The following is a 12,044-nucleotide window of genomic DNA, read 5'->3' as shown; positions in this document are numbered from 1 at the left end:
GTCCTATCCCTCCAGCGCGACGATCTTGAGGGATTCAATCCCCCGATCATCCACGATCTTCACCGCGATCCGCTTGTTGTCACCGGTCTCGAACGGCAGCGACACCGTGCCGTGGAACTGCTCCAGCAGGTCTTCGTCCAACCCTGCCCGGATCGTCTTTTTCAGCCGATTCCAGCCGCCCTTGGCGTCCGCCATGGGGAAGAACACCTGATGCGGCATGAGCGACCGTTGATCGTAATCCGTATCCAGCGACCACATGGCGATCTGCTTGGTGCCGCCGCCCTCGATCTCGCCGGTCTTGGGGTTGAAGTAGTCAAAGCCATGCACCTCGACCTCCCACATCCCGTCAGCGCGCTTGCGCACATCGACCTCGGGCTGACCCATCAGCCAGAAGGACTGGTTCGAGGATCGCGCCTTTTTCAGATCCTCGGTCAGCATATCCGTGTTCATCTGCACCTTGAGGAAGGTCATGCCCGGCACGTTCATCTCGTCGATGTCCTTGGCGGCCTCCGGATCAAAGGTGAAGGCGCAAAAAAGCAGGAATTTGGGCTTGGGCATCAGCGTGTAGGCTTCGTTCATCGCCTCTTCGACCTGGCGCTGCTCCAATGCAGCGTGCTCTGGGCCGAAACTGACCACCACGCGCTCGCCCGTATCGGTAAGCGATCCGCTGGCGTGCAGGAACTTGGTGCCGGGGATCACCTCGAATTCGGCAAAGCGCATCATGTTGCCGCCCTTGCCACGCACACCGGTTTTCAACAGCTCGTCGCGCCAGAGTGATTGGCGCGAGGTTTCGCCAGAGCGGGCGACGGTGCTGTCGGCCTCTTCCGCGGGCAGGCTTTCGTCCAGCGATAGCACGGTGGGCGCAGGAACGGCCTCGACGCTGAAGGGGCCGGTGATGCGCAGCTTGTTTTTGTCGATGCGGGGCTTGTCGTAGAGCGTTTCCTGATCGGCGTGATCGGCGATGGACTGGTCCATGCGGCGCTGCATCGCCTGACGGGCTTTGTGGAAGGCCTCGAACGAGGCCTTGGCCGCTTCCGGCCAACCCTCGGGCAGATCAAAGGGCACCTCCCATTCCTCCAGCACGTCGCCATCGCGGAACGACACCTGCTTGCCCTTGCGATAACCTTGGGTGGGTTTGATCGGCAGCGGGGGCGCGGATTTGAGCGCGGCGTTCAGAGCCTCCAGCGCCGCCGTGATCTTGGGGTGATCCTCGTCATAGATCGTGTCGATGTCTGGATTGTTGGCGATGGATTTCAGCGTGATATGCGGCACGGTTTCATAGTCAAACCCACCTGACAGCCCCTCATGCGGATAGCGCAGCGCGTAATAGTCGAAACTAGCGGTCATCAACCGCTGTTTGGCCAGCGTGATCGCCACGCGAGAGGTGTCGCAGGTAATCCAACGCCGCCCCCACTTCTCGGCGACAAATGCGGTGGTGCCGGAGCCGCAGGTGGGATCAAGCACCAGATCGCCGGGATCGGTGGTCATCAGGAGGCAGCGTTCGATGACCTTTTCATTCGTCTGGACAACGTAGTCTTTGCTGGCCGTGAAAGCGCCAGTTTGCGTGTCGCCCCAGACGTTAGCCAAACCCGTGTAAGGAAAATCATCAATGAAGCGGACGTAGCTGACTGAGTTCTGTGTTGGGGCTGCGAGACGCCACGAACGCTCCAGCCGGCTGATACCCAGAACATTAGTTTTCCAGAATCCCTTCCCCGAACGAAAAGACACACCTTGATGCAAGATCGGGAAATCGGAGGCTTCTGATCCGCTTTGCGATTTCAGGTTGTCGTGTCGATAGACCCTTGCTCCCTCAGGAAGCGATTCAGGTTGCGCCTTTTCGGGCTTTGTCATCGTCCGGCGTGAATACTCCGACAACTGGCAGCGCGTGTAGCGGCCACCAACATCGTCCTCGATTCCTCTAGGAGTAAACAAATCATGCGACTTAGTTTTGGCTTTGTCGCGGCCATACCAAAGAATGTAATCGAAGCTCTTCCCGATAAAGTCACCGCCCAGACTAGATGTCGTCCGAAAGGCAATCTCTGAAATGGCATTCTCTGAACCAAACACCTCGTCTAGAACAGCGCGAACGCGATGCACGTTCTCATCTGAAATTTGCACAAACACCGACCCGCTCTCGGTCAGCAATTCCCGCGCCAGCATCAGCCGGTCGCGCAGATAGGTGAGGTAGGAATGGATGCCCAGTTCCCATGTGTCGCGGAACGCCTTGATCATCTCGGGCTCTTGCGTCAGGTCCGCGTCTGACCGGTCTTTCACATCGCGCTTGTTGGTGAATGGTTGAAAGTTTGACCCGTATTTGATCCCATATGGCGGGTCGATGTAGATCATCTGAACCTTGCCGCCCATGCTTTCCTTGGTAAGCAGCGAGTTCATCACCAGAAGGCTGTCACCCGCCACCAGCCGGTTCGACCAGCCCTTTTCGTGGTGGTAGAAATCCAGCGCCTGGCGCAGCGGCAGGTTCTCGAACGGGGCCGCGAAAAGGTCCGGCTGCCGCCACTGCGCGCTTGCGTCCTGCCCCTTCAGCCGCTTGGCTGCATTCGCCAGGATCGTCGCCGGGTCCACCCGTTCATGGACATGGAGCGATACGGTATCTACCTCAAAGCTCGTCTTCTCCGCCTTGCCCGTCCAGTTCAGGTAGGGGGCCTGCAAGCGTTTGAGTTCTGTCAACGCGTCCTTCATCCGCACCGGATCATCGCTGGCCAGTGCATCATCAATCAGCGTCTCAATCGCCCCGCGCGCAGAGTCAAAGTTCAGCACCGGGTCCAGATGCGGATCATACTGCCAAGGCGTCTTTTCCCCATCCGGGTCCGTGTCCGCATGGACCATTCCCACCTCGGGGTTGTTCACGCGGGTTTCGCCGTGCCGATACGACAGCACCTCGGTCGGATCATCCCGCCGCTTCGCGCCAGGTTTGCGCGTTGCTGACGCGCGTTGGCGCAGTTGAGGGGCTTCGGTGGGTTGCAGCTGAAACGTGTCGTCATCGGCATTTCCGGAATATTTCTGATTTCTTGCAATGGACCCACCGCGGCCTTTGCCCCTGACCAACAGCCCTTGGTCGATCAGGCTGTCGCGAGTGGTCTGGTAGGCCTCTTCCGAGATGCCAGGCATCCGGTCTTGCAAGAGTGCGTACATTGCCCCGTTGCCAATGGTACTGCCATCGTCGGGCGTGAGCGACAGGATCAGGTTTGCAAGGGGATCGGACATTAGGGCTGCTCAAATCTCTGGAATATTACACGATTCTTGCACAACGTAATCTGAGGTTGAGCAGATGCCCACCGGGTTCTTTCGGTAGTGCTATCTCCTACGGGTGTAGTGGTGTTCCTCTGGTTCATCGAATTGAAGGGGTGGGGAGGTGTTGCCTCTGGTTCAAGCACCCCGGGGGGGGCGTTTGCCCAAAGGGTGTTGGCGGAGCATGAAATGGTATCCGAGGTCGTTGGGCATTTTTGGGCCATGCCAAATTATGTGGTCACTTCATGTGTTCCAGTGACGGGCTTGAGCCGCGGCCAGCTTGCCCGTGAACTCCATTGCGCCCGATATCTGATCCAGCTTACTGAAGTTCGCTTTTTCGAGTTGAGCGGTCATAGTCATGATACCGTCAGCGACGTCCTGTTGAGAAAACCAGATCTTGGCCTGTTCGTGGGACATGCCATTATTCACGGCTTCCTCCAAAGTGGACGTCGCAAAGGTTTTTTGTCACTTTGGATCGTTAATCCAGGTGGGGTACTCTCGATCGCCGTTTGAGATGATCTCGAGAGTTTGCCTCTCAGCGGCCTCATAGTCGGCTTTCATTCTCCGGGCCTTTCGCCCAATGATGCTGAACATCGATAAATTCCTTTCCAGTTGACCTCTTGTCAGGCTTCAATGTGAGCGTAGCGGTCGCCGCTTGCTGATTCATAGGAGTGAGCGCCAGCTTGTCGTATGGACTTTAGCCGTCGCTCGTTTGGGAGAACCAACCGTTTCCCGATGTTGAGGCTTGGGAATTTTCCTTGAATGTTTGGATGCATAAGGGCAGCCACTTGAACGTCATCGTCACTGATATATCGCCCGCACCAGCGCTCGATCAGGTGCTTCCAGTCACCAGATCTAAAGCCCTTTGCCGTAAGCTTCATAGCACGGCTCCTGTATAACGATTTCAGGTGAGGCCGACCGCACAATCAGCCTGCCATCTAGCATGCCAGGGGTTGCTGTGATTTGTTTGTGTCGGAGTGTGCGTCAATGGACGCTTTCCACTTTGTATTCAGATACATACGGTGGGAAGCTTGTTCAAGTCTGTTCTCAAATGTTTTTGTTTTTGCGGGTGTTCGGTGCCTCTCGACCGCACCAGAACAGCCCCTTGAGGGCATTGTTTTTCAAATATATCATGATGTTAGCGCCCTCCTGAGACACAAATTGGGACACGCTGGGGACACTTTGCATGGTTGTGTTGATGGCTGTTCAAACTGACGAACAGCTTGCGATTGGCATTGTCTGGGTTTAGACAAAAGCCATATTAACTACAGACATAACAGCAAGGTGCACAGCTATTGCGGACGAGCTATCTCGACATAAAGGCCGATGTGCTCAACCGGATCAGGCAGAATATCTGGCCCCCAGGCGCGGGTCTGCCCGGCGAGATTGAGCTGGCAGAGGAGTTTGGCTGTGCCCGGGCGACCGTCAACCGCGCTATGCGAGAGCTTGTGGACGAAGGTATCCTTGAACGTCGCCGGAAAGCGGGAACCCGCGTCAAGGCGTCTCCGACCCGCAACGCCCGTTTTTCAATTTCGCTGATCCGGGAAGAGATCAAAAAAGCCGGGGCCGAATACCGCTACGCCCTTGTCGAACGTGAAATCATCGCCGCGCCGGGATGGTTGCGTGCGCTTGTGAAAATCCCCAAGGGGGGCGAGGTGCTGCACCTGAAATGTATGCATTTCGCCGCAAACACGCCCTATCAGCTTGAAGATCGCTGGATCAATCTGGCGACGATCCCGAAAGCGCGGACGCAGGATTTCGAGGATATCGGGCCGAACGAATGGCTGGTCCGCGAAGTTCCCTTCTCCGAGGCCGAAATCGCGTTTTCCGCGACGAACGCGACGCAGGACGTTGCCGATTTCCTCGATCAGAGCGAAGGCGACGCGGTGTTCACAGTCGAACGCACGACATGGCTGAACGGGGAAAACATCACCCACGCCCGGCTATATTTCGCACGCGGATACAAGATGACGACGGCGCTTTAGGCGGGCGGAGGCCAGCGGACATTACGGGTGGGCCTTAGGATCGCAGCAGCACTTTGTTCGATCCGACAGCGGCGGCGATCCTTTGATAATGGCTCATCCGGTTTTCGGGGCTTTCGGCAGAACGGAGGAGGGTGGTTTCGGCCTCTTCAATAATCGCGGTGGCCTGTCGATTTGCGGCGGCGAGCCGTTCGGATGCAACTGGCACCAGCGGACGGGATGTCGTGCGGGTCGGGTTGTTTGCGGCGCGGGCCGTCGCGGCGGGGAGCGACGGGCTGCGGTTTCTGCGAGCGACCGCCGCCAGCCGTTCCGACGCCTCCAGAATTGCGCTGCGGACATCGGCGTATTCACCCGTGGTCGGCAGGCTGCGCGCCGTCGCCTCTAGCCGTTCGGCGAGGCAGTCGATTTGATATTCTTTCGGCTCAATCCTGCGGCAGAAATCCTGCACTTCGTTCAAGGCTTTGACGATCACGTTGGTCGGGACGTTCCTGAGATTGTCGGGCAACGGAGACAGAATGACACCCAGCCCATCGGTGCCGGGCGGGGGGCGGTAGTTATCGTCTTCATCACCGGTTGGCGGATCAGATCGTCCTTGACCATCTTGCGCCATCACCGGGGCACCCGAACACAGGATGACGACTAAGACGATCTTTAGGATCACAGCGGCGCGGAGCAGGGAACGGGATTTCAATAGCGGTGTCATATCGATCTCCTGTGGCGTTTTGGGCGTCGGGTGGTGGCGGCTTTACCCCTCCAAACCGAACGCCCGGCGGATCGCTGTTATGCTTCCGGGGCCGATCTGCCCGTCGAGGCCGCCGTCGTAGAACCCGTGCGTTTGCAGTTCGGCCTGCAAGGCGCGGCGGGTTTCGGTTTTGAACATGGTCGGGCGTTCCGTCAGCAGGTTCAGCACGTCGATGCTGCCGGACCTTAGCGCCTGATACAGATAACCCGCAGCGTCCTCCGGCCCCTTCGATGGGATCAGCCCGTCGTCGATCAGGGCCGCGAAGTTAAACTGCGCCTGCGGATGCCGAAGGTCAGCGGCGCGTTCAAAGAAGGTCAGGGCGCGCTGCGGGTCTGGGATCAATCCCAGCGAGCCTTGGTGATGGAAAAACCCAAGATCATTGATCGCGTCGGCAAAATCCTGTTCGGCGGCGGCGCGATAAAGCTCCAACGCTCGGGCGGGGTCAGGTTCCACCCCGATACCGCGTTCGTAGAGCTTGGCGAGTTCGAACTGCGCCTCGGGCGCACCCGCTTCGGCGGCGCGGGTCAGGTAGCCGACGGCGGATTCCGGGTCGAAGGTGTTCACATTCGGGTTGAGGCGCATATAGGCCAGCCCCAACATCGATCGCGTGTCGCCCGTGTCTGCGAGGGCAAGCAACTGTTCTTCCTGCTCAGGCCGCAGGGTCGACCATGCAACGCTGCGGTCTTCGGCGATGACATCTTCCTGACCCTCAGCCGCCCCGGCGAGGTAGAAGGGCACGCCGCTGAGCGATCCGTAGGTATGCGGTTCTTGCCGGTTTCCGGTGGTTTGCAGCACCATATCGCGGACCTGCCTAAACATCAGACTGATTTCGAGGCCGGGTTCCGGCAGCCGCTCCATCAACGCCGTGGCATAGGGGCTGTTGTCGCCGCTGCCATCAAGTGCGACCTGTCCGTCCTTCGCAGCATAGGCAACAAGAAGCCCGCGATCAGGGGAGGCGGGGGCGAGGCCGCCGCCTGACGCTTCCGCAGTGCCGTCGGTATCAGCGGAGGTCAGGTCGATAAGATCCCCCAATGGATTATCACGGCAGGAGTCAAGGATAACGATCCGCATCTTCCGGGCGCGTTCCACGGTGGCGAGCAGTTGGTCGAGCGAAACAGACTGCCGCTGCACATCCGCGTTGGATTGGACGTTCGCATCAATCGGGATCAGGAAGTTTTCGCCCTGCACCTCGACCCCATGACCCGCGAAATAAACCAGCGCGAGTTCGGATGTTTCGGCTTTGAAGGCAAAATCTCCGAGGATGCCGGAAAGTTCCGCCAATGGCGTGTCGAGGGCCAGTGTCACGTCAAAGTCGATATCTTCGAGCGTCTCAGCCAGCCCGCGCGCATCGTTCAGCGTGTTGTCGAGGGCGGGGATGTGTTTGTAGTCGGACATGCCCACAACCAGCGCCACGCGGTCCGCAGCGGTCGCGGCGGCGGGGATCAGCATTAGAAGCGCGGCGATCAGACCTAGGGATCGCAGGCGGCATGCCTTGGCAGGGCAATTGCCAAAGACAGGGCTTTTTTGATGTGAAACGGACGTTCCGACGAACACCGGAAAACTCCAACCCAGAAAAGACTTAACCTTCAATACATACAATCATAGCACGAAAACGGGCCGGCCGCTATTTCGTGGCGCTCAGTAAAGATCAACGCGAAAGGGCGAGGATTCCCAAAAGACGCGGGCCAGCGCGATCAGCCGTTCGACCCGGTCCTCGGGCGGGGTCGCGCCGCTTGCGGATAGCATGTCGTTCAGCATCTGCTGGCTTTGTTCGCCAAACGCGCCGTCGACCACCAGATCGGCACCGAGTTCGTTCATCAGCGCTTGCGTTCCAGCGTCAACATCGCTGGCGGGCAGGGCGTCAAGCAGGCGGCGCGCTTCGGCGACCGCTTCGGGATGGCGCAGGGCGGCGGCCTTGGCAGCGCGCAACACACCATCGGCCCGGGTCAGGCCGGGGACTTCATTCCTGGCCAGCAGGAAGCCGACATTGGTGCCCGCCCAGGCGTCGCCACGGGCAAGGCCGATGTCGAACCATTCAACCGCTTTGGCAAGGTCGGTGCCTTCAACCGCCGTGCCGCGCATATACATGCGGCCAAGGTTTGCCGGGGCGATCGGGTGCCCGCCATTGGCGGCCTTTTCGAACCACTCCTGCGCCTCGGCCATGTCGGGCGTCACACCGCCCATGCCGTTAAGGTAGACAAGGCCCATGTTGTTGAACCCATAGATGTCATCGCGCGCTGCACTTTCGCGTAAGTAACGCAACCCACGCTCAGGCTCATAATATTTGCTGTCGCTATCGAGGTAGAAATACCCAAGCTCATTCATCGCGAAGGTATGCCCGACCTCAAGCGCACGCATCATCAGGTCGTAGCCTTGGATTTGCCGTTCGGGGTCGGTTTCGTGGCGCATCAACTCTCGGCCAAGTGAATAATAGGCGTAGGGATCGCCGCGTTCGACGCCAGCGGCGTAGTGGGCGAGCGCCTCTTCCGACGCTTCAATCTGGGCGGCCCCGCCAGTTTCGCGAACGCTGTCAGAGATCGCATCGCCAAGGGCGTTCCAAGCGCGGACATGGCCAAGATCGCGGGCGCGTTCGTATTCGGCCTGTGCTTCGTCAAAGCGGCGCAGGCTGGTCAGGGCGCGGCCCAGTTGATAGCGAAAGCGGCCATTTTCAGGGTAATTGCCGACATCGGTCTGGCAGGCGTTCAGCGCGTCTTCGGGCACGATTTCATTCGGGAAGCGCGCGAAAACGGTGCCGTCCGGGTCGAGGTAATCACCCGCTTCGACATCACAAGCGAAGGGGCGCAGTTCCAATCCGATGGTTTTTGGCTGGCCGCCCGTTTCGATTTGCACCGTGTCGAGCAAGGGTTGGCCGTCATAGGAAAGCCCGCTTTGCTGCTGAAATTCGCTGATGAAGACGAGGTTAGCCAGATCGTCCGTGGTCAGAGTGCCGCTGGCGGGCCGGGTCTGTGTGCTACCCGGAACGCTGAGCGCGAGGCGGCCGTTTGAAGGCGGCGCGATGATCCGGAACTGATCGCCCGGTGCCGGAGTGAGCGCTTCGGCCAGCGCAGCTCCAAGGTTAATTTCGCGTTCAAGGGCCGCGCCGATGACATGGTCAGCCTCGGCATTCACCGAGATTTGGGTTGCGGTGAGGACGTTCGCGGAAATCGGCGTTAGCCCGCGGGTTTCCCCGCCGTCGGAGCCTGAGTCGGTCGGCGTCGTAATCTCGACCGGTTCGGAATGAAAACTGACGCTTTCGACGAGAGTTGAGCTTTCCCAAGGCACCTGACGGCCCTCGGTGCGCTGGTAGACCAGCCGTCGGACCCGGTCGAATAGTTCGTTCACAGACTGTTCGGGGGCTTCGGCAGCGACCTCAATAAAGGCGCTGGTGAAGGGGCTGTTTTCGCCGTCGCCATCATAGGCGACTGCCCCCGGCGAGGTCGAATAGACCAGCAGCGAATTGACCGGGGCGGCGAGCGTGGCAAACCCGGTTTCGCTTTCGCGGAGTTCATTCCCGATCCGGGTTATCGCGCTGCTGCCGGCGAAGGGATTATCGCGGCAACTGTCCAAGATCACAGTCTGCACCCGCGCCCGCGCGCCGATGATCGACACGAGGCTGCCGAGGGAAACCGTTTCAAATGGCACATCATAGGCGGTATCGAAATTCGCATCGACCGGGACGATGTAATTGTCCGACCCGATCTGAAACCCGTGCCCGGCGTAGTAAACCACGACTTCAGAATCCTCGGAGATGTCGAACAGGGCGCGTCGCAGGATTTCCTCGAAGTCGCGCTTGCTGGTGTCGTAGTGTTCCTTGACCTCATAGCCCTGAAGCTTGAGGAAATCCGCGACCAGCCGCGCGTCGGCAACAGCGTTTTTTAGTGAGGGCGCGTCGCTGTAATTCCCGTTGCCGATCACGATGGCGTAGCGGTTTGTGGCACGTGCGCTAAGGTCGATGCTGCGCCCGGTAAGGCCGGGCGCGTTGCCACCCCGGATGATCGTATCAAGGAACTGCGATTGCTGTGCGCTGACCGTGGCCGGGCACATGAACAAGGCCAGCGCAGCTGCGCCGAGTGTTCGTCCGAGAATGGATTTCAGCATGTCAGGTCGCCCCTTTACCAGCCGCCGCCACCACCTTCGCCGCCATCGCCGCCGATTTCAGGAAGCAGCAGAGGATTGACCGCAGCAGGTTCAGCCGGAGCCGTCGGCGCGGCTGCGGGCGTTGAAGCTGCCGGTGCCGGTGCAGCGACCCGGCGGGCCGCGACAGGGGCTGGTGCGGGGGCCTGGACAACAGGTGCTGGTGGTTGTTCCGGTGGCGGTGTTTCCAGACAGCCGGACAGACCCAGCCCGAGAAATGGAACGACAACACAAGACTTCAGCAATCTGGCAGGCATCAAAACTCTCCTATCGACAATCAATTCGGTCGTATTGGCGCAGCATTGTTTCTGGCGGTCTGCACATCGGCCCGCCCCGTCGTTAGCTAAGTGCTTGGAATTCCACCCGGCGGTTTTCCGGGGCTTTAGGAACGTCGGTGTTGTAGGGAAAGCGTTCGCCCATTCCGATGGCTTCCAGACGGTTTTCGGCTATACCGCATTCGCCGACCAGAAAGCGCATGACTTCCTCGGCCCGCAACAACGATAGGCTTTCGTTATAGGCATCGGTGCCGGACGTGTCGGTGTGCCCGGCAATACGGAACAGTTTTACATCCGCAGCCTGCATCGCCTCGCAAAGCTGCAACAGTTTCGGCTTCTGCGCATCCGCAACCACGGCGGAGTCGAAGTCAAATTCGATCCGAACATTCACCTGCAACTCCGGCGCGAGTTTTCCGAACGCCACGGGGGTCACACCCGGCGTTGCGTTATCCTCGACCCCAGCAACAACCGTTGCAACTTCCGTCGTGCCAGTGTCGGGCGCGAGGGGTTGGAGCGGCTGCAGTTCTGTTGCGTCGGTGCTGGGGGTTTCGGGGGTCAGGCCATCAAGGGCAACTGTATCAGTATTGATGTCGGGATCGGTTTGCAGATCGTCGACCGTGACGATCGAAAGGCCGCGGGTTTGCGACTGCCCGGTGGTGCGCACTTCGGTGAAGGCATCCCTCTGGGCTTCGAAAAGCTCGATAAGCTCTTCGCTGGTATAATCCTGTGCCTGAGCCTGCGACACGACCGCCAACCCGGACAAGCACAGGGCGAATATCGCCAGTCTCGTCATCGGTACGCCGTCAAAAAACAATTAATATGTAAGCTATTCTACTGTATTATGGACATCCGTTCAATGTGCCACTGCGGGTACGGCGGCGCCGATCAAACAGGGGCTTTATGCGGTCAATGAATTCTCCGACCACCATTATCCCGATCCACAGTGGAACGCCGCCCGGTGTTTTCGGGGCGGGGCTGACCCATCCGGGGCAAGTGCGGGCCGAGAATGAAGACACGATCCTGACCGATCCAGAAGGTGCGATCTGGGCGATTGCCGATGGGATGGGCGGCTATGGCCACGGCGATCTGGCGTCGGAGACGGTGATCAACCATCTGGTGACGCTGCCCGATGATGGTGATTTGAAGGCGCAGGTTACGACCGCGCTGGGGCAGGCTAACAGCGACATCCGCAAGACCGCGCGGCAGAAGGAAATGCGGGCGCTTGGGTCTACCGTCGTGGTTGTCCAGATACACAACGCGATGGCGCAAGTGTCGTGGGTCGGCGACAGCCGAGCTTATCTGATGCGGGCGGGGCAACTCAGGCTTTTGACGCGGGATCATACGGTTGTGCAGGACCTCGTCGATGATGGGCTTTTGCGGCAGGAGGATGCACCGCACCACCCGGAACGCCATGTGGTCACGCGGGCCATAGGTGGCGATGAACGGATTGAGGTCGATCACCGCGCGGTTCCGCTGATCGCCGGCGACTGGCTGCTGCTTTGCAGTGACGGGCTGACCGCTTGCGTCCACGAACAGACCATTGCCGCACTACTGAACGACGCCCGGAACCCCAGCACCGCCTGCAAATCGCTGATTGATGAGGCGTTGCGACGGGGCGCCCCCGACAATGTGTCGGTCATCACCGTTTTCGTCGGGGCGGGTTAA

Annotated in this window: 10 protein-coding genes; 3 read left to right on the top strand and 7 right to left on the bottom strand. The window is 59.5% G+C overall.

Annotation, left to right across the window (positions count from 1 at the left end; all coding sequences use genetic code 11):
* Positions 1–3: 3 nt before the first annotated feature.
* Positions 4–3,222, bottom strand: a complete 3,219-nt coding sequence (locus ACEWPJ_RS11435; protein WP_416513199.1) for a site-specific DNA-methyltransferase — start codon at positions 3,220–3,222, stop codon at positions 4–6.
* A gap of 213 nt (positions 3,223–3,435) precedes the next feature.
* Here ACEWPJ_RS11435 and ACEWPJ_RS11430 point away from each other — a divergent pair, with 213 nt between their 5' ends.
* A complete protein-coding gene (locus ACEWPJ_RS11430) occupies positions 3,436–3,759 on the top strand; it encodes a hypothetical protein (protein ID WP_416513198.1) in 324 nt (107 codons plus the stop codon).
* 110 nt (positions 3,760–3,869) lie between these two features.
* On the opposite strand, the gene ACEWPJ_RS11425 is transcribed toward ACEWPJ_RS11430, so the two are convergent.
* A complete protein-coding gene (locus ACEWPJ_RS11425; protein WP_416513197.1) occupies positions 3,870–4,127 on the bottom strand; it encodes a hypothetical protein in 258 nt (85 codons plus the stop codon).
* 414 nt (positions 4,128–4,541) lie between these two features.
* On the opposite strand from ACEWPJ_RS11425, the gene ACEWPJ_RS11420 reads away from it, so the two are divergent.
* Positions 4,542–5,231 carry a UTRA domain-containing protein gene (locus tag ACEWPJ_RS11420; protein WP_416513196.1) on the top strand — a complete coding sequence of 230 codons (690 nt, stop codon included), beginning with the start codon at positions 4,542–4,544 and terminating at the stop codon, positions 5,229–5,231.
* A gap of 34 nt (positions 5,232–5,265) precedes the next feature.
* Here ACEWPJ_RS11420 and ACEWPJ_RS11415 read toward each other — a convergent pair whose 3' ends face one another.
* From ACEWPJ_RS11415 to ACEWPJ_RS11395, 5 genes are all read right to left on the bottom strand, one after another.
* Positions 5,266–5,931: a hypothetical protein gene (locus ACEWPJ_RS11415; protein ID WP_416513195.1), complete on the bottom strand. Its 666-nt coding sequence runs from the start codon at positions 5,929–5,931 to the stop codon at positions 5,266–5,268.
* 42 nt (positions 5,932–5,973) lie between these two features.
* A complete protein-coding gene (locus ACEWPJ_RS11410; protein ID WP_416513194.1) occupies positions 5,974–7,419 on the bottom strand; it encodes a caspase family protein in 1,446 nt (481 codons plus the stop codon).
* A gap of 189 nt (positions 7,420–7,608) precedes the next feature.
* A complete protein-coding gene (locus tag ACEWPJ_RS11405; RefSeq protein ID WP_416513193.1) occupies positions 7,609–10,068 on the bottom strand; it encodes a caspase family protein in 2,460 nt (819 codons plus the stop codon).
* A 14-nt stretch (positions 10,069–10,082) separates the two neighbouring features.
* The gene (locus ACEWPJ_RS11400) at positions 10,083–10,361 is read right to left on the bottom strand and encodes a hypothetical protein (protein WP_416513192.1); all 279 of its coding nucleotides are present in this window, start codon (positions 10,359–10,361) and stop codon (positions 10,083–10,085) included.
* An 82-nt stretch (positions 10,362–10,443) separates the two neighbouring features.
* Positions 10,444–11,172, bottom strand: coding sequence for an OmpA family protein (locus ACEWPJ_RS11395; protein ID WP_416513191.1), 729 nt, complete (start codon positions 11,170–11,172; stop codon positions 10,444–10,446).
* Between the two features lie 116 nt (positions 11,173–11,288).
* Here ACEWPJ_RS11395 and ACEWPJ_RS11390 point away from each other — a divergent pair, with 116 nt between their 5' ends.
* A complete protein-coding gene (locus ACEWPJ_RS11390) occupies positions 11,289–12,044 on the top strand; it encodes a PP2C family protein-serine/threonine phosphatase (protein ID WP_416513190.1) in 756 nt (251 codons plus the stop codon).

This window comes from Aliiroseovarius sp. YM-037 (genome assembly GCF_048060095.1).
In the GTDB taxonomy this organism is placed as follows: Bacteria; Pseudomonadota; Alphaproteobacteria; order Rhodobacterales; family Rhodobacteraceae; genus JBLUOA01.
This window is presented reverse-complemented; position numbering and strand designations above follow the sequence as displayed.